This is a genomic window from Paenibacillus sp. 2TAB26, from assembly GCF_052115145.1.
In the GTDB taxonomy this organism is placed as follows: Bacteria; Bacillota; Bacilli; order Paenibacillales; family Paenibacillaceae; genus Pristimantibacillus.
This window is the reverse complement of the sequence record NZ_JBFRGC010000021.1, coordinates 57743-82855: the sequence shown is the minus strand read 5'-3', so window position 1 is coordinate 82855 and position 25113 is coordinate 57743. Positions and strand designations below refer to the sequence as shown.

Here is a 25113-nt window from a genome sequence, read left to right as displayed (position 1 = left end):
AACTGCACTTAGCATAGCTAATGTACTTACCGAACATAATAGTCGAAACAAAGACTATGAACAGGTCAGGAGCATTGCGATATGTTTAAAGAAGCAGTATCTATAGTTGATCAGAAGATAAAAGTGATTGAAAGCGATAATGGCACTATTTATTTAGTCGGTCCCATTCAACTTCCGGTGAAGCTTGATGAAGGCGAGGCAATTTTTCAATGGTATTGTTGGCTGCTCTGCAAAGAGCAGCTTGACGATGCGGAGCAAATCATCAAGAAGCTTTCGTCGATTAATTTAGCAGAAATGCAGCAATCAAGCGTGCTGGTGTATGGCGATTTCGAACAGGCAGATGAGGCGTGGATTCGAATGCACAGCATTTGTCATACGGGCGATATTTTTGGCAGCAAACGTTGTGATTGCGGTTATCAGCTGCATGAATCAATGCACATGATTGTGGAAAAGGGTACAGGCGCATTGTTTTATTTGGCCAATCATGAAGGAAGAGGAATCGGTTTGTTTAGCAAAGCGATGGCTTATTTACTGCAAGAGAAGGGTTATGACACCGTAGAGGCGAATGAGGAGCTTGGCTTTGTGGATGACGCTCGCAGTTATAGTGATGCGATACTCGTATTGAAAGCACTTCGTGAGAAACCAGTGTCGCTCATTACGAATAATCCGAAGAAGCTGGATGCACTGCAGGCGGCGGGACTTGATGTGAAAAATCGTATTCCGCTTTGGGGAGATCGATCGGAGCATAATGAGAGGTATCTCGCGACAAAAGTGAATCGTTCGGGTCATTTTGCAGCAAGCGGTTGTCCTAATGAATAATTAAAGGTTAAAAAATTGGATAGGGCTGCCCAGGTAGCACATAAATGCGCTAGCCGGACAGCCCTTGTTTGTATCATATATTTAACCGGACCTCTTCTTCTTATAAGAAAGGCCGTACTGGGTCCCCTTGTTAACAGCAAACAGCATGTGTACCAAGTTGTCTTAAACTCGCATCCTAAAACAACGAAAGCCCTACCTCTCTTCCGTCCTCGCGGCTCCGATGACCGCGCCAGTGTGAATCAGAAATACATCACGTAACAGGTTTGGAATTAACAGCAAAGAAATCAAAATCTGAGGAAATCATTGAATCTTACTGGGGATGTTATGGGGTTAAATATTATACATTCCCATTATCATACTACATATTATATTTAAATGCAACAACAAATTACAGCGAATGACTTTTTCCTTTCTGGATACTCTAGAAATGGAAGGGGGAAGTAAAATGCCAAGTTGGATTGAAATTGTACTGCGAACGTTAGCGGCCATCACTATTTTATTTGCGCTTACGAAGGTTTTGGGAAAACGCCAAATTTCTCAGCTGTCGCTGTTCGAGTACATAACAGGTATATCTATCGGTAATATTGCCGCATATATCTCGCTTGATCTCGACAATTTATGGTTTTTGGGACTGGTATCATTAGCGGTTTGGGTTAGTGTGTCGGTCGGAATGGAATTTTTGACCATAAAAAGCAAGAAGGCTCGTGACTTTATTGACGGAAAAGGTACTGTGCTAATTAAAGATGGCCAGCTGCTCAAAGAAAGCTTGCACAAGGAACGGTTGACCTTGGATGAGATGCTCGAGCAATTGCGCAAAAAGGATGTATACCGTGTAGCCGACGTGGAGTTTGCTGTTATGGAATCAAGCGGTGAAGTCAATGTGCTGTTGAAGAAAGCCTATCAGCCTTTAACGCCGGATACGCTTGGCTGGCAGGTGCCGAATGAGCGAGAGGCAATGACCGTTTTGATGGATGGGGATATACAGGATGAGGTGCTTGCGAATTTAGGACATGACCGGCAATGGCTGCTGCATGAGCTGGAAAAGCGAAATGTGAAGGAATCAGAAGTATTTTTTGCCCAAATTGACAGCAATGGCGAGCTGCTTATCGATACCGGCGAAGAGAGCAAGCAGCCGCAAAATAGTCAACAATCCAAACCCAAGGATCGTGTTATTATGTTGATTGAGCAGTTTGAGGCGGAGCTGATTCGACTTGAACGATTGTCTCGTAATGAAAGCGATCGACGCGTTTATCAGACTGCAATTGATCGCTTTCAAGCAAGCACAAAGTCACTGCCTGATCAGCTGTTGAAGCATTAGCCTATGTCCATCTAGCCGACCAAAGCTTCATCTCTTTTAAAATATGATGCAAGTCCTCGCCCTTAGGTGTCAGTGTGTATTCGACGGTAACGGGCACGGTTGGGAAAACCTTGCGTTCAAGCACGCCCTTATCCTCGAGATGACGGAGCGTGCTTGTTAATGCACGAGGACTAACCGCCGGAATAAGCCTCTGTATTTCTCCGAATCTTTTGGTGCCGCAAAAAAGTTCTCTCAGCACTAAAAAAGCCCATTTACCGCCGATCACATCTAATGTCTTCTCAATATTACATTCGATATGGAGCGGTTCCTTCGGAATGTAATTATGTGCACTCATCGACAATTCCCCTCTCTGCTATCTGCTACCAATAGTATAGTATGTATATATAAGATAATAAAGTGAAAAAACATTCACTACTTTAATAATAGAAAGTTGTACTATAGACTACAGATGAAGAGCGGAGTAAATCGATTCAGGACTAAATGATCGCGGACTTTCTAGAAAACATATCGTCGAGCAATGTGATGCAAGCTTGAAGCGTTTGGGTACTGATTATATAGATCTTTATCAATGCCACCGCTTTGATTCGGAAACGCCGGTTGAGGAGACTTTGCGGGCACTCGATGATTTGACGGCACAAGGGAAGGTGCTTTATGCAGGGGTCAGCGAGTGGACAGCTGCGCAAATTACGGATGCTGCAGCGATAGGGAAACGTCTTAACCTCCGGAAGCTTATTTCGAATCAACCGATTTACAATATGTTTGAGCGGTATATTGAACGGGGCGTTATCGAAGCTTGTGAGCAAGAAGGCATGGGGCAGGTTGTTTTCTCACCGCTTGCACAAGGGATTTTAACAGGTAAGTACAAGCCAGGCCAAGCCGTGCCGGCAGGCAGTCGTGCTGCAAATGATAAGACAAATGGCATCATTAACAGTTATTTGCGAGAAGATGTACTGCAGGTTGCAGAGAAACTGGAGCAGCTGGCTGCAACGATTGGAGCATCATTGTCACAATTTGCATTAGCATGGGTGCTTCGCCAGCCGAATGTGAGCTCAGCTATTATCGGTTCGAGCCGACCGGCTCAAATCGAAGAAAACATAAAGTCTGTAGACATTGAACTGTCAGATGAGCTGCTATCACAAACTGAAGCAATCTTGGCAGAAATCAGCGGCTTTGCTCCGATGCGTTAAAAAGCAAAATGATAGAAATAGCAAAAAGGCTCTTCGAGAGAAGTGCCTTTTTGCTATATATATAATAGAAGCGATTTTTTTTAATGATTCATTTGAGTCTCGGATGGGCTGTAGGTGCCTGGTTGTGTAATTGGAGGGGGCATATCCTTTCCACCGGCAAAATGATATTTCACTACGGTATTGAATTTATCGATATGTGGCATTAAGGATCGTCCGCCCCATGCTTCCTTGGCAAAATCGTTGAAGTAATTTACGAACTCCATATTGGCTGAAATATGAACTTCTTGTACAGCTGGAGCCAGCTCGCGAACYCTAAGAGCGACAGTCTGCTTAAGTTCATCCGACAAATCATTAACATCGTTGACTGAGAAATAGGAGTTGTACGGTGATACAAGGATCTTGCTGTTGCCATACGGACTGCCTGTATCATGGTTATATACGCCATCACTAGTACCTGTATTGTCTTGCTCGCTTTTGCCGCCTGAATTCCGAGTACCAACTGCGGTCCAATCAAGCATTAAACCGACATAAGCATTTTTGTCTGTCAGCATAACGATTGCGGAAGCTATGCCGTTTAGATCAGTTACTTTGCGGGAGATGACGGAGCTGTATTCAAAAAATGAATTATTATGCTGGTCAGCATTGTTGGTCGCCTTGCCATAAGCTCTGCCGCCGAGCATCTTCGGATCGTTAGCTTGACGGCTTCCATAATCGGTGTCGCTTTGCTGAGCATACTGTTTGTAGGCACAGCCGGCTGAAGTTGTTATCATGACTGCCGACAACAGCAATGCGGCAATTCGTTTAACCATAAAGAACGGACCCCCATTCATACGATAATGGCTTTAGTTTTTGCCGCGGCTCCGTAAATATACGTTTTTGCAAGCATACATAATTGACCATGGGTTTGGTGCACAATGTAGGATAGAGAGAATGCCATGCAGACGGGCTAAACAAGACAGTTTATCATGCGAAAAAACGCAGTAATGATGCGAATTTGACAGCTTTGAGAACAATTTGTGAACTCTCTGTGGAACATTGACAAATAGGGGCTTCAACTTTATATTTAATAAAGTGATTTAAGTTGCAGGAGTTGTAATAACATCTGTGAAACACGCAGCCAGCCGTATGCCACGTGAAAATTAGGCAGCTGCGAAAACGTCAAAAGTGGGGTTGATTAATGATGAAACGGTGGCGATTTGTAAAACGGCTTGCGCCGCTTATGGCCATGATGGTGCTAGTACTAGCGGCTTGCGGGCGGAGCGATTTGTCGACGCTGAATCCTCAGGGACCTGTAGCGGAAGAACAATTCGGGCTGATGAAGCTGGCAATTGGAATCATGTTGATCGTGATTGTTGCCGTATTTGCGATTTCTTTGTTTGTAATTATTCGTTTCCGCAGACGTCCAGGAGACAAAACAATTCCTAAGCAGGTGGAAGGAAATCATAAGCTTGAGATTATTTGGACAGTAATTCCAATCATCATGCTTATCATTTTGGGTGTTCCAACCGTTCAATCCGTATTTAATCTTGCTAAAGACTACAGCAAAGATCCGGAAGCGGTTCAGGTCATCGTTACTTCACACCAATACTGGTGGGAGTTTGAATACCCAGCTTACGGAATCAAGACTGCACAAGAGCTTATTATTCCAAAAGGTAAGACGATCTCCATCACAGCGAAATCCGCAGATGTGCTTCACTCATTCTGGATTCCATCGCTTGCTGGGAAAATCGATACCAACCCTGGTGCAAACGTAAATAAAATGTACTTCTCTGCACCAAAAGAAGGCGTTTACCTGGGTAAATGTGCTGAGCTTTGCGGACCTTCACATGGTTTGATGGACTTTAAAGTTAAATCAGTGGACGAGTCGTCATTTGATCGTTGGGTAGCTGCACTTAAAGAACCTGTAGCGCTTCCAAGCGATCCGGCAATTGCTAAAGCATTTGAAAGCAAATGTCTATCTTGCCACGCAGTGGGTGATTTGGGCGGACCTGCTTATCCTAACTTGACAGGTATCGGAAGCCGTGAGACTGTCGGGGGTATACTTGTTAACACCGATGATCCGCAATATTCCAATGAAGGTTCAGTATACGACAACTTGCACCGTTGGATCAAAAACCCGGACGAAGTTAAACCGGGCAACCAAATGGGTAAAATCGAAGATTTGACTGAACAAGAGATTGAAGGTATTGCTAAATACTTATCTGAATTGAAGCTTAACTACGAACAATAATTTATCGGTGATTGAAGGAGGTACCTACTTTGGCTCATGCGCATACGCATAAGGTCAAACGTTACAGCGGTCTGATGGACTGGCTGACTACGGTTGACCATAAAAAAATCGGAATATTGTATATGATTGCCGGCGGTTTTTTCTTCCTTGTCGGTGGTTTGGAAGCGATTTTGATTCGGGTTCAATTGTGGAAGCCGCTAAATAACTTTGTTAGCGCGGATACATATAATGAGCTTTTAACCATGCACGGAACGACGATGATCTTCCTTGCAGCGATGCCGCTTTTATTCGCCTTAATGAATGCGGTTATACCGCTTCAAATCGGCGCGCGCGACGTAGCCTTCCCTTTCGTTAACTCATTAGGCTTCTGGACATTCTTGTTCGGCGGTATTTTGCTTAACGTGAGCTGGTTTACTGGCGGCGCTCCAGATGCAGGCTGGACATCATATGCACCGCTCGCGGGGACGACCTATAACGGCGATCACGGCGTTGACTATTATGTACTAGGTTTGCAAATAGCTGGTATCGGAACACTTATCGGGGGTATTAACTTCCTCGTAACGATTATTAACATGCGTGCACCAGGCATGACGTTCATGCGTATGCCGATGTTCACATGGGCTGCGTTCATTACTTCGGCGCTAATCCTGTTCGCATTCCCTGCTTTGGCAGTTGGTCTAGCGGCACTCATGTTCGACAGATTGTTTGATGCAAATTTCTTTGATCCTTCTGGCGGCGGTAACGCGGTCCTATGGGAGCATATTTTCTGGATATTCGGGCATCCTGAGGTTTATATCCTCATCTTGCCGGCCTTCGGCGTTATTTCCGAGGTAATAAGTACATTCTCACGTAAGCGTTTGTTCGGTTACAGCTCGATGGTATTCGCTACAATCCTGATCGGCTTTTTGGGCTTCATGGTTTGGGCGCATCACATGTTCACGGTTGGTCTTGGACCAGTTGCGAATGCGCTGTTCTCCATTGCAACGATGCTTATCGCGGTTCCAACAGGTATCAAAATTTTTAACTGGCTATTTACGATGTGGGGCGGTTCCATTAAATTCACGACAGCTAACTTGTTCGCTGTCGGATTTATACCAACCTTCGTAATGGGCGGCGTTACCGGCGTCATGCTGGCAGCAGCACCTGCTGACTTCCAATATCATGATTCTTATTTTGTCGTAGCGCATTTCCACTATGTTATCGTAGGTGGTTTGGTACTGGGTATTTTCTCAGGCCTTCACTACTGGTGGCCAAAAATGTTCGGACGCATGCTGAATGAAACACTTGGTAAATTGACGTTCTGGACATTCTTTATTGGCTTCCACTTAACATTCTTTATTCAACATTTCCTTGGCTTGCTAGGTATGCCTCGTCGTATTTGGACATATCTCGACGGTCTTGGTTTCAACGAAATGAACATGATCAGTACAGTAGGCGCATTCTTGATGGGCTTTGGTACAATTTTCTTCTTGCTGAACGTTGTTATCACAGCTTTCAAACCACAAAATGCACCAGCTGATCCATGGGAAGACGGTCGTACTCTAGAGTGGACGATTCCATCGCCACCTCCTGAATACAACTTTGCTCAAACACCGCTTGTACGCGGCTATGATGCATACTGGAAAGAAAAAACGGACGGTCACAAGGGCATGACGCCTGCGGAGCCAATTGGTCCAATTCATATGCCTTCTCCTTCGATCCTGCCTTTCTTCATGGGATTTGGATTGTTTATCGCAGGTTTAGGTTTCATGTACGCTAAAGATTGGGGCAACTTGTTTGGATCATTCAAATCAGGTTATGCTCTCGGTATTGTTGGTTTGCTGATCTTGTTCGGTTGCATGTTCCTTCGTTCCGTAATCGATGATCACGGCTTCCACATTGAAGAAGAAGAAATCCTTAGAGATATGGGGGGTAAAGCATGAGTGCGCATTCGCATGTAGAGGGGCAATTGCCTCATGAGCCCGAAAAGGCGACCCTCGAGGGACGCAATAAAGTATTAGGCTTTTGGCTTTTCCTTGGCGGAGAAACTGTATTGTTCGGAACGTTGTTCTCAGCGTTCCTAGCACTACGGAATCAAGTCCTTGATGGACCGCCAGCACATGAATTGTTCCAGCTTCCACTCGTTGCGCTTGCGACAGCACTCTTGCTTACGTCAAGCTTAACAAGCGTGTTCGCTGTTCATGCGCTGCATACAAACAGAGTGAAGGCGTTAATTAACTGGCTGATTATTACGGTCATTCTTGGCGCAGGTTTCCTTGCTCTTGAAATTTACGAGTTCTGGCACTATGTACATGAAGGCCACGGCTTTACAACGAGCGCATTCAGCTCCTCGTTCTATACGCTGGTAGGCTTCCACGGAGCACACGTTGCTTTTGGTATTACATGGATCACATTGATTATTATTCAATTAGCAAGAAAAGGCTTGACTGTAGTAACAGCACCGAAAGTATATGTTGCTGGTATGTACTGGCACTTTATCGATGTTGTATGGGTATTCATTTTCACCGTCGTTTACTTGATGGGAAAGGTGGTTTAATCCATGGCAAGCAATCATACAGCCACTGAGGAAAGCCCCAAGCGTCATAAGGTCGAAGGACCTAAGAAGCATATTATCGCGTTTATTTTCTCGATCTTGCTTACGTTCATCGCATTCGCGACTGTAATAAGCGGAGAAATCAACAAAGATTTTATCTACATCATTTTGATCGGCTTAGCGGTATTGCAAGTGTTCGTACAAATGGCATTCTGGATGCACATGAAAGACCGTGGTCATACTTTCGCAATTATTGGGATTTTGACTGGTGTATTCATCGTCTTCACATGTGTCATTATGGCTGAATACTGGGCTTGGTGGTAACCGATTTAACTATTGGAGGAGAGGAGGGTCCCGAGGCTTGGGTCCCTCCTCTTTTGTAAAAAAGCTAGCGTAATTGAAAGGAGTTTCCACGATGCTTGGCTTACAATATTTTCGCTTCGAGGAATTGTGGACCCCCATGTTTCTATTCGGAATGGCCGCAATTGTCATTCTATATTACTACTTAATTGGACCATGGCGTGAGAAGAATGCTCCTGAGGCTGATGCAGCGACAAAGCTTCAGAAGTTTATGTTTGTTTCGGCTGCAATTATGTTTTATATGGTTCACGGAGGACCTTTAAATCTATTAGGTCACCTTATGTTTACATTTCATATGGTCAATATGTCAGTATCTTATTTAGTTGTACCGCCGCTAGTATTGCTTGGAGTTCCAAGCTTCTTATGGCGAAAAATGTTCTCCGCTCCGTTTTGGAAAAAACTGAGCTTCATGATGCATCCTATTATTTGTCTTTTGTTGTTTAATATTTTGTTCTCGGTTTATCATGTCCCAATTGTCCATGACTATGTGATGACGCACTTCTCTGTGCATCGTCTTTATTATTTTATTTTGCTTGTAACGTCGTTTATGATGTGGTGGCAGATTGCCTCACCTGTTCCGGAGTGGAGCAGACTTAGCGATGTGAAGAGAATGGCTTATGTGTTTGCGAACGGCATGCTTCTGACACCAGCTTGTGCTTTAATTATTTTTGCCAAAACGTCTATGTATGCGATTTATAGCGATCCTAATGTTTGGGTTACAGCGATGGGGTACTGTGTATCGGGTGATCCGAGTCGTTTGCTGGAGAGCTTTAGCGGTCCGCAATTTTTTAATATTATGGACGTAGTTGAAGACCAGCAGCTTGGCGGAATCGTCATGAAGTTCGTGCAGGAAATTATGTATGGCATTATATTGGCGTATATATTCAAGCAATGGTTCAAGCGTGAGCATAAGGACGATGAATTGCCGAATACGAATACAGGAACAGCTTAATACCAATTATTTAACGAACATTAGGTGGGGTAAAAGTGGACAAATATAATATTGTACCGACAATCAGTACTTTCTTCATCGTGCTTAGTGCGGTGCTGGTAGCCGTAGGCTGGAGGCTCGCGATTAAGCGCAGGCTGGCGGAGCATCAGAAGGTTATGTTCTATGCAGCAGTGTCAGCAACGATCTTCTTTATCGTATATGTATCGCGTTCGATTTTCGTGGGAAATACAATCTGGGGCGGCCCAGACAGCTTAAAGCCTTACTATTTTGTCTTCTTATTGTTTCATATCGTGCTTGCTACAGTTGGCGGCGCATTCGGAATTACAACACTAACGCTTGGTTATAAGAAGAAATTTGCCAAACATCGCAAATGGGGTAAAGTAACTTCAGTGGTTTGGTTTATTACAGCTATTACAGGCACAGCGGTGTACGTATTGCTTTACCTTATGTACCCAGGCGGCCATACGAAACCCGTTATTGATGCTATTTTCGGATAGAACGACAATGTGTAAGCCATGTTTTCAAAAGAGACTACTCTTTTGAGAACATGGCTTTTTTTATGTTTATGCAGAAGTGATTGGCTTGTAAATAGGGGGATTGCCATTGTGCAGGAGTATTTACCGTAGAAGGGAATTCTCCTCCAAAAATCTTTTTATGGAAGTACTTGACAACTGTGTATACACTGAATATACTGTGTATAAGGATATATACAGTATATTCGCTAAGCGATTGAAGGGAGCAAATGCTGTGGGGTTATGGAAGGGTGCATGGTATTTAGCGAAGCATGAGCTGGCTAAAGATCGTTGGAAAAGTCTTTTTACATTATTTTTTATCGGATATCTATTGTTATTCACCGTTCCTTTAATGCGGGATGGCTTCATAGGGGAAAATGGCCCATTCGGAAACTGGTCACTCGATTTCATTTACCTTTCGATTCTGCCTGTTCTAGGGTTCATTGCTAATAAGACAATGATGCGTTCCTGGAAAGAGAATTCCTATACGAGGAAGATCGCACAATGGAGAACGCTGCCGATTTCATCGAAACAAATTGCACTAGGGAGAATCATTCAGCTGGCTATCGTATTGTTTGCTGCTCAACTTGTTTTCTTCTTATTGCAATTTATCATTGCACGGAATATGGGCGTTGATATTTCAGCCTTAAGCTTCGTGTTATATGGAGCAAGCTGGTTTGGCTATTCACTGACAATGGGGACTGGTTATGTATACTGGGAGTTGGGGCATTCAGGAAAAACATATTTTTTCTTCAACATCACTTATCTCGCTTTTCTGCTTATCTTTTCAATCAGTCTAGCCTTTCTGGATATTGGAAATATTGTTTCAAGTTCGCTGCATGCAATCGAGAACGGCAGTTGGTGGCTGCCAATCATAACCGTAACTATTGGTGTTGCTGCTGTGTTCCTCGGCGTTAAACGAATTGAAAATCGGCTGGAGAAAAGAACCTACAGAGCATAGATATTTGAGAATGGAAGAAGGTGAACCTCATGCGGCTGCCGATCCAAATTAATGAACAAAGTGCAGAGCCGCTTTATCATCAGATCGAAGTACAATTGCGAGCATTAATCGTCAGCGGTCAACTTTCGGAAGGGATGCTGCTGCCATCGATACGCGAGCTTGCCCAAACCGTTAAGTGCAGCGTGATTACAGTAAAAAGAGTATATAACGATTTGGAAGCGGAAGGGCTGCTCCGAACAAGGCAAGGAACTGGCACTTATGTGGCACAGGTTGGTGATCAGGAACGTGACCGGCATCGTCTTGCTTCTGTTATTGAAGCGCTAGAGCTGGCAGTTGTAGCCGGCAAGCGGGTTCAGTGCACAGAGGAAGAGCTGCAGAAGATGTTTAAAGAAGCGATGAGTAAGCATTTTGATTAAAGGATGGGACATATGATGAATGAGACGATGGCGATACAATTAAACGGCGTTGTGCAAAATCGTGCGAGCTTCAAACTAGGGCCGGTCCATATGAGTATTCCACAGGGTTACATCACTGCCATTGTTGGGCCGAACGGATGCGGTAAGAGCTCCACCTTTCGCTTAATGCTTGATCTGGATAAAGCGGATGAGGGCACCATTCAGCTGCTTGGAGAGCAAGTGGAGAATGGTCTCAGCACAGAGGTTAAAAAACGAATTGGTTACCTGCATGATCAATCCTCCTCGCATGAGGACAACATGAAGGGGACGGAGAAAGCTGAGTTTCATCGTTTCTGGTATGACAAATGGGATGTGAATCGTTATCGGGAGCTGCTTCGCATTCTTGAGGTCGATGATAATCAGCTGCTAGGCAAAATGTCGAAGGGGATGCGCCGCAAATTTGAATTTGYACTAGCCCTAACACATAATCCGGAGCTGCTCCTGCTCGACGAGCCTTCCTCAGGGCTTGATCCGCTTGCATGGAAAACGATGATTGAGGTGCTTCATCGGTACATGGATCGAGGAGATCGTACCATTCTTATGACCTCCCATATCATAGAAGAGGTGAAACGACTTGCTGATTTTATCATATTTATGGCTCAAGGCAGAGTGCTTGGCATGTACGAGAAGGATGAGCTATTCAGCAGTTGGTTTACGTTATTTGTAAGTGGAGCGGATCTGACTCCGAAGAAAGCAGCGTTAATCCCAGGTCAAACCGTTGTTGAGCATGCAGGTGGAACGACCTATCGAATTGCGACAAATCAGGCTGCAGAAGCTGAAGCATGGTGTGCTGAGGAAGGCTATCAGATTGTAAGCAGGCAGGCACTTGAGCTGGATGAGATTATGAATGCTTTGCTTACACAAGATAGATTAAATACAAGAATGAACTAGTAGAGGGGAGTAATGAAATGAATCCATTAATAGTAGAAAAGGTAGTTAAGCAATACGGGGATAAAACAGCAGTAAACGAAATTAGCTTGGAGGTAAGCGAGGGCGAGATTTACGGCCTGCTCGGGGCCAACGGCGCCGGCAAAACAACGACGATGCGGATGGTGCTCGGCTTGATCTATCCGGACGAAGGGCGGATTCTCTACAACGGAAAGCCTTACAGCAATGAGCAACTTAGCCTGCTCGGGTATTTGCCGGAGGAGCGCGGGCTGTATCCGAAGGTGAAGGTCAGCGATCAGATCATCTATCTGTCGCAGCTCAGAGGAATGTCGAAAGCGGATGCCGACCGCAACCTTAAGCAGTGGCTGGAGAGGTTCGAGGTGCCGGAATATTACAACAAGAAGGTCGAAGAGCTGTCGAAGGGGAACCAGCAGAAGATTCAATTCATCGCGGCTGTCAACCACAAACCACGCATCGTCGTCATGGACGAAGCTTTCAGCGGACTTGACCCCGTCAACGTCGAATTGTTGAAGTCGACGGTGAAGGAGCTGCGCGACTCCGGCTCGAGCATCCTGTTCTCGACGCACCGGATGGAGCATGTCGAGGAGCTGTGCCGCAACATTACGATTTTGCATCGATCGAACACGGTCTTGAAGGGCAGCTTGAAGGAAATAAAAAAACAATTTCCGAGAGAACGTGTCATCCTTGGCACTGACAAAGAAATTAGCGGACTCGATCGGCTGGCTGGCGTAACCGGCGTCACACGCACGGAGCGCGGCTACGACATTGCGATCTCCTACGAAGCGGCGGGTGCTGACATTCTGCGTTTGGCGATGGAGCAGGCGAACGTGAATCATTTCGAAATTAAGGAACCGACACTAAATGAAATCTTTATCCGAATGGTGGGTGATCGTCATGAATAGTTTCTGGACGGTAGTAGGGTTTACGATCCGGAATAAGGTCAAAGGCAAAGCTTTCGTCATTACTACGTTGATTATCGCGTTAATTATCAGCATCGGCATTAATCTTCCTTATATCATTGCACAGTTTGATAAAGGCGACAAAGTAACAAATATCGGCTATATCCAGTCGCAGAGCGAACAAGCGGCGAGCGGCACGGCAACAGGCGACAGCTTGAAGGCGTACTACGAGAAACAAGAAAATTCGAACATCGTGATGGTTCCTCTTGAGGACAAAGGCGATGCCTCGGCAAACGAGAAGCAGCTGAAAAAAGCTATCGATGAAGGGGAAATCAAAGGCTACCTTGAGTTCGGCGATATGACGGACAGCGGTTTCCCGGAAATGACTTACAAGTCCGAGAAGCTGATGGAATTCGGCATGACGGAATCAATACAGGGAGCGCTTTTGCAAATTCGCCAAACGAACGTGCTCCAAGATGCAGGCCTTTCGGCAGAGCAAATGGCGCAGCTATCGGCTCCGATCAAGATCGGCACCGTTCAGATTTATACCGGCGAGGGTTCGGGCAGCGGCAACACGGGCAGAACACCGGCGGAGCAAGGCGTCAACATGGGCGTCATCTATGTCATGATTATCTTCCTGTTCATGGCAATCATGACCTCCGGCAACATGATCGCGTCGGAGATTACGGCGGAGAAAAGCTCGCGCGTCATGGAAATCCTCATTACGAGCGTATCGCCGCTGAAGCAAATGTTCGGCAAAATATTCGGCATGTTCGTCGTCGTCATTGTGCAGGTCACATTCTACTTAGCCGTCATTCTGACGAACATATCCATGCCGCATAACAAAGGGGCATTAGGCAATCTCGACATCGACTTGTCGCTCGTTGATCCGATTCTGCTCATCTACGCGCTGCTGTTCTTCCTGACGGGCTTCTTCCTGTTCGCGACGCTGTATGCGGCGGTCGGTTCGATCGTAAGCCGGACGGAAGACCTGGGTCAAGCGGTCATGCCGCTGACATTCGTCTCTCTGGCGGGCTTCTACATCGCAATCTTTAGCATAAGCGCGCCGGACAGCATGCTCGTGAAGGTGACGTCGTACATTCCGGTCTTCTCGCCATTCGTCATGCTGCTCCGCCTTGGGCTGACGGAAGTGCCGATGTGGCAGACGCTTCTCTCTTTCGGCATCTTGCTCGTCTCGATCTACGCGGCGGTCTACATCTCCGCTAAGATCTACCGCACCGGCGTACTCATGTACGGCAAACGCCCTAGCTTGAAAGAAATCCGCAAGGCTATGAAGGCGTATAAGATTTAGGAGTAGTTCTTGGTTCCATCTGATTGCGGTTGCCTAAAATCGTTGGAAATTCCATCTGCTTCGAATTTACCTCATAACGGTATTCAAAAGTTATTGAAAAAACCCACATTCGGCCTATCTGGCTGGATTGTGGGTTTTTGGCTTAGTTAGATGAGGTCCTATCCATTCTCATTTTCATTCTCATTCTCTTTATAGATGGAGATCAGCACGATTGCCTTATCTTCACCTATATTTTTTACTAAATGTGGCGTACAAGCATTCCAACTAAAGGAATCACCTTCTCCAAATTCAGCCTTATCTTCCCCTTGTTCCGCGTAAATTCTCCCTTTAATGACCATATGGACCTCCTCGCCTTCATGTGCATGAGGAGTATTGCCAGTCGTAGAACCAGGAGGAAACTCTATAATCATCATCCGTACGTTTTTTGTGGAACTCAAGTGTTCGACTTTTAGATTTTCTGAACCGCTTGTAGTGATTGTCCGTTCGTCTTTCCGAACAATTCTCATTCGCTCTTCTTTCTTTAGAAGCAAGTAGGCAAGTGGCACTTTAAGTGCTTGAGCTATACTTTCTAGCGTTGAGATGGACGGTGAGGTCTTATTCGTTTCAACCTGACTCATAAATCCTTGAGACAGGCCGGTTGTTTCGCATATTTGAGCGATTGTGATATTCTTTCGCTTCCGGATCGCTCGTATAGTGGAGCCAATATCCATCTAATCACACCTCTAGAATATTTGTGATACTAAATTTAATTTTATATTATCAATATTTGTGTTGACAAGTCAATGTAAATCGTTTTAAATTACACCTATAGAAAATATATTTCTATTACTAATATTTCGGAGGTAAAAAGAATGAATAAAACAGCTTTTGTTTCCATTATCATGCGTGTGGTGTTGGGCATCATATTTATATTTCACGGAGTGGATAAGTTTCAGGGAATAAGCAATGTAGTAGCTTGGTTCAGTTCCATAGGCATTCCGGGAGTTTTAGCTTATGTTGTTGCAGCGCTTGAACTTATCGGCGGTATATTGTTGATCTTGGGGTTGTTTACTCGTTATGTAGCAGGATTGTTTGTCATCATACTCATCGGTGCAATTATAACCGCGAAATTATCGGCTGGACTTCTTGGTAACGGTCAAATGGCTGGTTATGAGCTGGATCTTGGATTCATCTTGGTCTCGTTGTATCTGGTTGTTGCTGATCGATCACCGTTCTCTGTTGACGGTTTTATTATGCGCAAGCGAAGTGAATAACTTACAGCATGGAGGAAACTAAGATGAATCCGAAATATCAATATGACGTTCACTTACCGGTTAAACTAGAGCAAGGAAAGAAATATCCGACGATCTTCACCTTCCACGGCAAAGGATCAAATGAACGAAATATGTTCGGTTTGGTTGCTCCATTGGCTGAAGAGTTCATCATCATTGGGGTTCGCGGTAATTTGCCGCTTGGTACGGGATTCCAATATTACGATTTGAAAAGCCTAGGAAACCCAATACGAGAGATGTATGACCAAGCGGTTACAGATCTCGAAGCATTCATTCATTATGCGACTGAGGAGTATCCAATCGATCCTGACAAACGGTATTTGCTCGGCTTTAGCCAAGGCGCAATCCTGTCCATGACGCTTGCACTTACAATGGGAGATCAATTAAAGGGAATCGTAGCGTTAAATGGATATATTCCTGAGTTTGTGAAAACGGAGTATTCACTTCGAAGTGCTAAGGATGTTTCCGTATTTGTCTCGCATGGAGAATTCGACTCCGTATTCCCGGTTCGTATCGGGCACGAGACAGCTGCCTATTTAAAAGACCAGACGGAGCGCTTAACCTTCAAACTATATCCGACCGACCATGGCGTATCCGAAGAGAACCAGCATGATTTTATGAAGTGGATGAAGAAGGATGCCGAATTAAACATAAATAAGGAGTGAGATCACATGATGCCATCCTATTTTTTCGCGCACGGTGCACCATCAATCGTGCTCGATGATAACGAATATACAATGTTGCTTAAGCAATTTAAAGAGCACGCGCCAAGACCGAAAGCTATCGTTCTCTTCTCCGCTCATTGGGAGGAATCGATACAGACGGTTAGCGCCGCAGAAACTTATGAAACTATTTATGATTTTGGCGGGTTCCAAGATGAGCTTTACCAGATGACTTATCCGGCACAAAGTGACCGATCGTTAGTAGATCAGATTCAAAACTTGTTTACAAAGCATGGTGTTGAGAACGTTCAAAATGAAAAAAGAGGTTTAGACCACGGGGCATGGGCTGTTCTAAAACTACTGTATCCGGATGCAGATATTCCGGTCGTAGCGCTATCCGTAAATCGTTATTTATCTAATGAAAGGCAGTATCAAATCGGCAAGGCATTAGCGGAACTCCGCGAGCAGGATGTTCTTATCATCGGAAGCGGTGGGACCGTTCATAATTTACGGAAATTGAACTGGCGGTCGGAGGGAATTGACGAGTGGGGGGAACAATTCGACAACTGGATTCAAAGTAAGCTGGAGTCCTGGGATACCGAAGCCCTGTTTCAATACCGTGAGCTCGCTCCCCATGCCCAAGAGGCCGTACCGACGAATGAGCACTTCATTCCGCTTCTTCTCGCCATGGGAGCAGGTGACGTCAACCGCAATGCAAAACTTCTTCACCGCAGCTACCAATACGGTAACCTAAGCTTAAGCTGCTGGCAGTTCAATTAAGATGAAATGAAAGAGGGCAGATCGGATGACATCCGCATTTAAGACGGCAGCGGAGAGAATAATAATATTTTCTATTGCCGCTGTGTATATTGCGTTGCAGGCGGCGCAGCTTGAGATGCTTGTCTTTCTGCTCGGTGGATTGGTGTTTTCTGCAATCGCCTTGCTGTTGCCAAAACTGAAGGGGATGACGTTTTGGCTTACGATTTTCTTTGTGACTATTGGAGTTGTACTTCTTGCGCTGCAGAAAGCAAATGCTAGGATTTGGTTCGAGTCGGCTGGAATAAACGTGACCATTGTAACGCTTTTCCTATTCACCCCGTTGTTCGGAATTCCAGTTCGTATTCCTGAATACGTTAAGGCCTTGAAGCGGTTTTACGAAGCTAACCTGCACAGCAAGGCCGCTCTATTCTTGGGAACGCAGCTGCTCACGCAAATTATGGGCGTATTTATCAACGTAGGTTCGATACCGGTTGTTTATCAAATGGTCTTTATTAAACCGCAGCCAGGGATGAGCCGTTTGCTTGCAAATGCGCTCAACCGAGGTTTTGCGGGAGCGATTCTCTGGTCACCTTATTTCGCTGCCATGACACTAGTGACTTCAACGTTAGGACTGTCCTGGTCGTCCGTTCTGCCCTATATGCTTGGACTCGCCATTCTTAGCCTCGGCATAAGCTGGGCAGTCGACTTTCGGGAATTGCGTGACGCTAGTCTAGATGAATTTGAAGAGGCAGTAGACAAAAAGGAGAACTCGAATTTTCCAGTTGGACTCGGCATGTATTTAATAGGCGCCATTATCGTCATCTTAACCATGGAACGTATGATCAAGCTGCCAATGGTCTTATTAATCTGTATGGCTGCAGTAGCTTTCCCTTTGTTCTGGTGCATTATAAAGGGGACCATGCATATATACAGAGAAGGAATTATGAATCATATAACAATCACTTTGCCGGCTTTGCAGAAAGAGATTACGCTTTTTCTGGCCGCCGGCTTTTTCAGTGGCGCAATTGGGATTACAAACTTCGGCTCAAAGGTTCCGAATTTGATTGACTTTGTTCCAATGCCGATTTCCTTCACATTCACGATATTAACCGTTCTTTTGATTGCAAGCACTTCAATAATTGGTCTCCATCCAATCGTTCCAGTGACTATGCTCGCTGGAGCCATTGATCCCGTGAGCGTGCAAATCAGCCCAACTTATTTTGCGGTGCTGCTGCTTGGAAGCTGGGCTTTGTCTAATCCCATCTCGCCGGCTTCGGCTGTAAACAACTTGCTGTCCGGTTTACTAAAGAAATCAGTGTTTGAGATAGCTGCACCGAATTACAAGTTCGCCGGCTGTATGGCGCTCAGTTTGATCATTTTTTTAATGGTTGTGGTGAGGTATTAGAACAAAAAACAAGCTAATATTGAACTGACATATCATTTTCATGATCTATTTCTTGCCCTAGCTGCAGTCTGTATTCACTCAAGGACATGCCAAAATGCTTTTTAAACGACTAAAACAGGTACCCATACGCTAAACACTTTTTTTAAAGTGTCGAGTGTATGGGTACCTGTTTTGTGTTCGGCAACTGATTTTCCTGTTGCCTCTTTGAAAAATCTCCCTAAATAGACGTCTTGGAGCCGTTAAATCATAGAAGGATGCGAGTGCAATCTTTGTTTTTTTTTTGAAAATCAAAATTTAGAGAGAATTATCTTTTTTAGAGAGCTGCAATGATGATTTATCAAAGGAAAATACACTTTTTTATGTTTTCAACACTTTTTTTATCAGCTACTGTGAAATAGAAATAAGCAACAATGGAGTCTTTTGAAGAGAAGGGGAGGTCGATCAGCTGGTGCGGATGATATTATCGCCGAGAAGCAAAAACAGATCAATGAACGGAGAATAGCGAACGGCTCGTAAGAGAGGGGTTCTCGAATGAGCAACCATTAAACATGATTAAAAAAGAAAGCGTTGTCATGTTATCCTGCGAATGGCTACGCCTTACTCTGCTAGGAATACCTCAACTACTGTTTCGACAATATGCTTTTTGTTTCAGGTTCATAAGCGGAGAAATTCAGAATTGGGAGGAAAGATATTAATGATGAACAGATTCAAAAAAATCACTTCTGTAACATTGGCAGCTGCAATGATTATGACAACATTTACGTTTGTATTCTCAAATACGAGAGTAAATGCACAGCAAGTGACAGGTAATGCGCCTTTTATAAATTCGTGGCTGGTAACTGGTCCATTTGATGCGCCAGTAGTGGACAAGATTTACGGGACTGAAGTGGGTGAAAATGTAAATTATGCGCCGTTGGCATCAGAAATAACAGCATCGTCGTCAACGCTTGCAGTAAACCCTGTATCAAATTTGGTTGATGGAGACAAAAAAAAGCAATGGGTGACAGAAAGAGACTCTAGCCCATGGGTAAATCTAAAATGGAGTACACCTATTGCAATCAATGAACTGAAAATAGCGCAATGGGGCGATGGGCGTCACGTAAACAATGGGTATCATCTTACGTTCACTCTTGAAGACGGCAGCAAAGTAGAATCGGGAGAGGTTAAAAGTACATCTTCTAACCCATCCGAACCAACTGTGTATGCATTATCATCCGGACTTAAGAATGTGGTTCAAATGAAGGTTGAAATAGATAAGGGACGCACACCTTATCCAACAATTACCGGCCTCTCAGAAATAGAAGTTTATAACAATCCGGCAGTGACAGGCGGAGAGCCAACGACTGCGATCACTCCCAATATTGGCGATTCATTAAGTTCTGACGGTGAAAGTAATAAGTGGGAGTACTTTGATGATCGAATTTATAACAGAAACTATGATGATTATCAAGACTTATACGGTTACTATACGGTCAAAAAAGGTGTCGACACAAGAAACAAATATGTGTATGCTCACACGTACATATACAGTCCGATAGCACAACAAGCGTATTTTAATGTAGGTGCCAGCGGTTCATATCGCATTTATGTAAACGATAAAACTTTGACCGCACCGACTGTACCAGTAGAAGTACAAAAGGATTTGACCAAACAAGCAGTCCTGTTAAAGCAGGGTTGGAATAAACTGATGATTCAAATCAAGCATACGTATACAGAAGATGTGAATTCAAATAATGTCCCGTTAGGATTTGATGACAGCGCAGCGTACCTTGGGTTTTATGGGAGAGTCACTGACCAAAATGGCAATAAAATCAATGGACTTATTTCTTCGGTTGAAGGCGAAACGGAAGCTCTAAATATCGTCACGCAAGGACTATCAACCGAGGATGCCATTAAAACTCCGCTTCCAACCCAAACCATGCCGATTGGCTACAAGGAATGGCCATATGTATGGAATAAATCGAAAGGGAATAAGAAATACGGCTTAGCGGCATCATCCTTCCAATTTATGGCGGGCGGGGGAACTCCCGGTTATACTTGGAGTATCGTAGAGGGCAAACTGCCGGACGGCTTGGAATTAAATGCCGATGGCACAATCGCAGATGGATTAGTGAATGGAAATGTCGATTTAAATAGCAGCAAAGGCATCATTAGTATCAATACGAAACCAGGAGATTATAACTTTACGATACAAGTAAAGGATGGAAATGGAAATACGGCTAGCAAGAATATGACGATTACAGTAAAGGAACGTCCTAATAAATGGTTTGAAGAAGGGCGTGTGGGCGCTTTAACTCATGCTGCCCCAATTTACCAGTACTTTGTTGACCCGAATTTCTCTGCCGACTTATGGGCGGAAAGAGCGAAACGTCAAGGGCATTCATTAGTTTCGGTTGAATCGGTACAACAAGCTTATCTTTGGCCGTCCAAGTTTGCGGATCCAAAACATGAGAGGCATATGTATCTTCCAAAAGACGCAAACGGCAAAGTAGTAGATGGATTGAAACCGTTTGAACTGGCCGTAAAACGTCATGGAATGAAATTCGGTTTATATTATGGCGGAGGGATTCCATACTACACGACGGACGTCTATGTGCAGAATCTGACCGATTTGATTGGACGGTATACGCCTGATTATATTTATTTTGATGGACCGCAAGGGATACCAAACGCCAATTTTGATGTGATATACAGTGTTGTACGCAATTATAGCGATGATATTATTATAAACTCCAACGCATGGGGCGATGAGTATGGAGACCCTGATTTAAGAACCGAAGAAGCGTCTGGTATTTACAGTAATGGCGCTGCAAATCATCTTTTAAAACGTACGATTATGGAACCATGGAAAATGATTCACACAAAAAATGCACAATCTCCCTATTACGGTATACGAGATGACTACAGGCAAGTTATCAAGGAAATGGTCATGAATGTCGGCAGAGGTTATGTGGATAATAATGATCAGACGCCGGTAGATAGCCGCGGACCCAATTGGAACTCTCCTGAGGAAATTGCGACAAGATATCCTAAAGCAGAGCAGGAATACATTGATGTGAGAGAAAGCTTGGCAAGATGGTTTGCGCCTGAGGGCAAGCCGGAAAGACACGAGGCAACAACGGGTACAACGCCATATTTCCTCTCAGGCTATGGCTATGAAGATGATGGAAAAGGCAATTATGAAAAATTTGCTTTAGCTAACAGCACTACAGGACCACAATGGGGATATGCAACGTATAGAGACAACAATGTGTATCTGCATGTAATGAAAGGACCCGACAGCAAAAAAGGGTTTGACGCCATTGCAGGAAAGTCTTTGACCATTCGTCCGGTTAAAGATAAGGTGACATCCGTGACATGGTTGAACGAGAATGTCCCGGTCACATCGTTTGAACAAAATGAGGACAGCTTGACAATCAATCTTGCTAACGTTCAAGAGGATCAGATTGATACGATCATTAAGATTGTAACCGACAATCCTGTACGAAACTATACGCTTACGGATGTAAAAGCAACAGGGGAGCAGTTAACGCCTTCCTCACTTAAAATCAACGCTGAGGGATATATGACATTCCCGGCGCTGAAAGCCCAGCTTTCAGATTTAACTTATCGCAGTGCAGATCCAGCAATAGCTGCGGTCGATACGAACGGAATTGTGACTCCAGTATCAAATGGAACAACTTCCATCACCGTAAGTGCTGCTTATGAGGGTGTAACGAAAGAGGACATCTTAAAAGTAACCGTTAAAGATGGAGTCGTTTATGTTTGCGAGAGCATGATTGGTGCGACTTTGTTGATTGAAGGTAAAGAAGCCTATGGTGAGTTTAATTTACTGAAAAGCCTACGCTATGAAATAGAAGGCAGATCAGCTAAAGGCGGAGCGATCGGGCTTGATACAGCAGATATTACATGGCATGGGGGTACTATTGATTTAAAAGCGGGTAATAACTATAATCCCGTGGCGATCAAAGAAGTAGATACGTTTACATTTAAGAAAAATGAAATTATTGCGCCGTTCGTAGAGAAACTTACACGCGGAGTCGTTTGGGCGGATGTAACTTTAGACGGTCAAACATTTACAACAAATAAAGTATTCATGGACCTGCTGCCGCATGATAACCTTGCAGGGGCCGCTGAAATTACAGCTAGTCATGATCAAGATGCTGTGAGTCAATTAGTTGATGGGAAAACAATTGACGGTATTCATTTTGACGGGGCCAAATGGTCGGTACCAGCAAATGAGAAGTCTTGGATTCAATTTAAGCTGCCGACAATCTCCGAGATTGCTAGTATCAATCTTAACTTCAATTCTTTAGAACAAAAATACATCAATACGCCTAAAACAATAAAAATTCAAACGAGCGCTGATGGCGTGGACTGGAACGATGTCAGCACCGTTAACGGCCCGACGGGCTCTGCTTATTTTGGATTCTACAATCAATATGTAATAAACACGGGAGCGGGAGCTCAATACGTTAGATTACAATTTGAAAATGGTTCAAACGGGTCAACGATTGATTTGCTTGAAGTGGCAATAAACGGAGTGGATAAGTCCGGATTATTTGATCGTTTCGATTATGAGTATAAACCGGTGAATGCTGCTACAGGTAAATATGACATTGCGGCTTTTACGGGTAAGGGTGAACCGATTGATATTAAAGATGCGAAGATCACAGTGACAAGCGAAAACCAGGATGTGATTACGGTGGACGAATCCAACCTGTTGACCGCTGTTTCAGAAGGCATGGCAAAGATTAACATTCGAGTGCAAATAGATGGACGTTCGATTGACAAAGTTACGTATCTTTTTGTTAATGAGCAAAAGGAAATCTACATGGCTCCTTATTTAGAGAAAATGGACTTCACTCTGAATAAAACGACTATTAAACCGAATGATCCAATCGTGTCTACTATTAATGGCATATTAAGTACTGGAGAGACGGTCGATCTATCAAAGGCAGCTGTAGAATATCAATTTAGCGATGCAAGGTTATCTGTTGTTGACGGCAGTAACACGATCATTGTTAAAGGCGATTTTGGCGTTGGGTTTATAGCAACTGTTGCGGTAAAGGTTACTTTAGAAGGGGTGACCGTTGTAAGTCGCCCTTTGACAATAAATGTAGCTAGCAATAGTGTTCCTCAGTCACAAATGACGGCAACGGCGGCAAGTCAGGAAACGGCTGGTGAGAACAATGCAGCCTCGTTGGCGGTTGATGGAAACCCACAAACGTTTTGGCATACAAAGTGGGATAAATCCGGCGTTCTTCCCCAATCGATTATCTTAAATCTGGGTGGAACTCACCAAATCAATAGACTTGCGTATTTACCAAGGCAATCAGGCAGCAACGGAAATATTACAAGCTATAACGTGTATGTCAGTGAGGATGGAGTATCTTTTACCAAAGTTGCAAATGGAGATTGGGCAAACGACAACAAGGAGAAATACGCATCATTTACTTCGACAAAAGCATCATATGTCAAGCTTGAAGCAACAGCAGGCGTTGGTGGTTACGCATCGGCTGCTGAAATCAATGTATTACTGGAATCAGTAGAAGTGCCGCAATCGGTTATAACCGGGCCAGTTAAGGTGAACGCTGACCAAGCATTCAATCTGAAGATGGGATTGTCTGGCGTTACGGATAGTGTATACAAGCAAGTGTATGCTCAAGATTTGACGCTTCACTATGATCCGGCACATTTACAGTTTGAATCGGTTACTTCATTAAAAGACGGTTTTAAAGTCATCGATCATGAGGAAAAAGTACCGGGACAAGTCCGGATTTTGGCTGCTAGCGTGAACGAAAACCAAGGAGTGAATGCTCAAGGGGATGTCCTTGCATTCGCATTTACCGCCAAATCTGGAACGCAGGCAACCTCTACGACGATTTCTGTCGATCATGTTGCGATTGCTAACGCACAGGGGCATGAACTGCAGATCAGAGGAAGCAACCATGATATTCAAATCGTGGAAAGCGTGGATAAATCATTGCTAAATGCACTGATTGCAAGTGCTGAGGAGAAGTACGATGCTGCAGTGGAAGGAAATGCGGACGGCCAGTATGTGGTTGGATCCAAAGCGCTATTACAGTCAGCTATCCATGCGGCTAATGTGACAGCAAGCGATTCGAATGCTTCTCAAGCGCAAGTGGATAATGCGAAAGGCGCATTGGAAGCAGCCATTCAAGCGTTTAATAACAAGAAGATAAACGCAAATGTCGATGGTAAAGGCGGCATCTCGATTGGAGATTTGGCTATTGTTGCAGCGGCTTATGGCACACAACAAGGTCAAGCGGGTTGGAATGTGAATGCGGATGTCAATAAAGACGGTAAGGTTGGTATCGAAGACCTTGCAATCGTAGCAAAAGCGATCTTGCAATAAAATAACATCGAACATTGTTTTGGGGGAGCTATATGCTTCCCCTCTTTTTTTGCTTTTATAGTGAGATCGTTATAATTCTGAGAAATATCTAAAAAAAATAGTTGATATTGTTATGTTTTTTTGAGGATTGTTTATTCTTCATTGTTTTCTAAAGAAGGGGTACTTGTTAAGCTGACAACATGACTAATCA

Annotated in this window: 21 protein-coding genes and 1 pseudogene; 19 read left to right on the top strand and 3 right to left on the bottom strand. The window is 44.2% G+C overall.

The features are described 5' to 3' along the window. Window positions 1–81 precede the first annotated feature (81 nt). Window positions 82–819 carry a GTP cyclohydrolase II gene (locus AB4Z50_RS23190; RefSeq protein ID WP_441882647.1) on the top strand — a complete coding sequence of 246 codons (738 nt, stop codon included), beginning with the start codon at window positions 82–84 and terminating at the stop codon, window positions 817–819. A 445-nt stretch (window positions 820–1264) separates the two neighbouring features. Beyond that, window positions 1265–2137, top strand: a complete 873-nt coding sequence (locus AB4Z50_RS23185) for a DUF421 domain-containing protein (protein WP_441882645.1) — start codon at window positions 1265–1267, stop codon at window positions 2135–2137. Between the two features lies 1 nt (window position 2138). Here the strand turns inward: AB4Z50_RS23185 and AB4Z50_RS23180 are convergent, their stop codons facing one another. Continuing rightward, entirely contained in the window at window positions 2139–2471 is a 333-nt protein-coding gene (locus AB4Z50_RS23180; protein ID WP_076267153.1) for a winged helix-turn-helix transcriptional regulator, read from the bottom strand. 130 nt (window positions 2472–2601) lie between these two features. Here AB4Z50_RS23180 and AB4Z50_RS23175 point away from each other — a divergent pair. Further along, window positions 2602–3324 (top strand): annotated as a pseudogene (locus AB4Z50_RS23175) (aldo/keto reductase); the annotation flags it as partial. A gap of 80 nt (window positions 3325–3404) precedes the next feature. Here the strand turns inward: AB4Z50_RS23175 and AB4Z50_RS23170 are convergent. Continuing rightward, on the bottom strand, window positions 3405–4133 hold the full coding sequence (locus AB4Z50_RS23170; RefSeq protein WP_441882643.1) for a YhcN/YlaJ family sporulation lipoprotein: 729 nt from the start codon (window positions 4131–4133) through the stop codon (window positions 3405–3407). A 368-nt stretch (window positions 4134–4501) separates the two neighbouring features. On the opposite strand from AB4Z50_RS23170, the gene coxB reads away from it, so the two are divergent. The 11 genes from coxB (at window position 4502) to AB4Z50_RS23115 (ending at window position 14447) form a co-directional block, all read left to right on the top strand. Further along, the gene (gene coxB, locus AB4Z50_RS23165) at window positions 4502–5554 is read left to right on the top strand and encodes a cytochrome c oxidase subunit II (protein WP_076267151.1); all 1053 of its coding nucleotides are present in this window, start codon (window positions 4502–4504) and stop codon (window positions 5552–5554) included. A gap of 74 nt (window positions 5555–5628) precedes the next feature. Next, window positions 5629–7476, top strand: coding sequence for a cytochrome c oxidase subunit I (ctaD, locus tag AB4Z50_RS23160; protein WP_076267396.1), 1848 nt, complete (start codon window positions 5629–5631; stop codon window positions 7474–7476). Continuing rightward, a complete protein-coding gene (locus AB4Z50_RS23155; protein WP_076267150.1) occupies window positions 7473–8090 on the top strand; it encodes a cytochrome c oxidase subunit 3 in 618 nt (205 codons plus the stop codon). The genes ctaD and AB4Z50_RS23155 overlap by 4 nt, the downstream gene beginning before the upstream one ends. A 3-nt stretch (window positions 8091–8093) precedes the next feature. Further along, entirely contained in the window at window positions 8094–8411 is a 318-nt protein-coding gene (locus tag AB4Z50_RS23150) for a cytochrome C oxidase subunit IV family protein (protein WP_076267149.1), read from the top strand. Between the two features lie 91 nt (window positions 8412–8502). Beyond that, window positions 8503–9399, top strand: coding sequence for a cytochrome c oxidase assembly factor CtaG (ctaG, locus tag AB4Z50_RS23145; protein WP_441882640.1), 897 nt, complete (start codon window positions 8503–8505; stop codon window positions 9397–9399). A gap of 35 nt (window positions 9400–9434) precedes the next feature. After that, window positions 9435–9896 (top strand): DUF420 domain-containing protein, encoded by a 462-nt coding sequence (locus AB4Z50_RS23140; RefSeq protein ID WP_339204859.1) that lies wholly within the window; start codon window positions 9435–9437, stop codon window positions 9894–9896. A gap of 250 nt (window positions 9897–10146) precedes the next feature. Next, on the top strand, window positions 10147–10872 hold the full coding sequence (locus AB4Z50_RS23135; RefSeq protein ID WP_441882638.1) for a hypothetical protein: 726 nt from the start codon (window positions 10147–10149) through the stop codon (window positions 10870–10872). Between the two features lie 29 nt (window positions 10873–10901). Beyond that, window positions 10902–11288 carry a GntR family transcriptional regulator gene (locus AB4Z50_RS23130; protein WP_441882636.1) on the top strand — a complete coding sequence of 129 codons (387 nt, stop codon included), beginning with the start codon at window positions 10902–10904 and terminating at the stop codon, window positions 11286–11288. 12 nt (window positions 11289–11300) lie between these two features. After that, complete coding sequence (locus tag AB4Z50_RS23125; RefSeq protein WP_441882634.1) at window positions 11301–12218, top strand: ABC transporter ATP-binding protein; 918 nt, start codon at window positions 11301–11303, stop codon at window positions 12216–12218. 17 nt (window positions 12219–12235) lie between these two features. After that, window positions 12236–13138: an ABC transporter ATP-binding protein gene (locus tag AB4Z50_RS23120; RefSeq protein ID WP_076267143.1), complete on the top strand. Its 903-nt coding sequence runs from the start codon at window positions 12236–12238 to the stop codon at window positions 13136–13138. Next, window positions 13098–14447, top strand: coding sequence for an ABC transporter permease (locus tag AB4Z50_RS23115; RefSeq protein WP_441882632.1), 1350 nt, complete (start codon window positions 13098–13100; stop codon window positions 14445–14447). The genes AB4Z50_RS23120 and AB4Z50_RS23115 overlap by 41 nt, the downstream gene beginning before the upstream one ends. A 158-nt stretch (window positions 14448–14605) precedes the next feature. Here the strand turns inward: AB4Z50_RS23115 and AB4Z50_RS23110 are convergent, their stop codons facing one another. Continuing rightward, window positions 14606–15157, bottom strand: a complete 552-nt coding sequence (locus AB4Z50_RS23110) for a helix-turn-helix domain-containing protein (RefSeq protein WP_441882630.1) — start codon at window positions 15155–15157, stop codon at window positions 14606–14608. Window positions 15158–15298: 141 nt separating this feature from the next. On the opposite strand from AB4Z50_RS23110, the gene AB4Z50_RS23105 reads away from it, so the two are divergent. The 5 genes from AB4Z50_RS23105 (at window position 15299) to AB4Z50_RS23085 (ending at window position 24923) form a co-directional block, all read left to right on the top strand. Then, on the top strand, window positions 15299–15700 hold the full coding sequence (locus AB4Z50_RS23105; RefSeq protein WP_441882628.1) for a DoxX family protein: 402 nt from the start codon (window positions 15299–15301) through the stop codon (window positions 15698–15700). 23 nt (window positions 15701–15723) lie between these two features. After that, on the top strand, window positions 15724–16383 hold the full coding sequence (locus tag AB4Z50_RS23100) for an alpha/beta hydrolase (RefSeq protein ID WP_441882626.1): 660 nt from the start codon (window positions 15724–15726) through the stop codon (window positions 16381–16383). A 6-nt stretch (window positions 16384–16389) separates the two neighbouring features. Continuing rightward, window positions 16390–17160 carry a DODA-type extradiol aromatic ring-opening family dioxygenase gene (locus tag AB4Z50_RS23095; protein WP_441882624.1) on the top strand — a complete coding sequence of 257 codons (771 nt, stop codon included), beginning with the start codon at window positions 16390–16392 and terminating at the stop codon, window positions 17158–17160. Window positions 17161–17185: 25 nt separating this feature from the next. Further along, window positions 17186–18544, top strand: a complete 1359-nt coding sequence (locus AB4Z50_RS23090; RefSeq protein ID WP_441882622.1) for a hypothetical protein — start codon at window positions 17186–17188, stop codon at window positions 18542–18544. Window positions 18545–19238: 694 nt separating this feature from the next. Beyond that, window positions 19239–24923 (top strand): discoidin domain-containing protein, encoded by a 5685-nt coding sequence (locus AB4Z50_RS23085; RefSeq protein ID WP_441882621.1) that lies wholly within the window; start codon window positions 19239–19241, stop codon window positions 24921–24923. Window positions 24924–25113 lie beyond the last annotated feature (190 nt).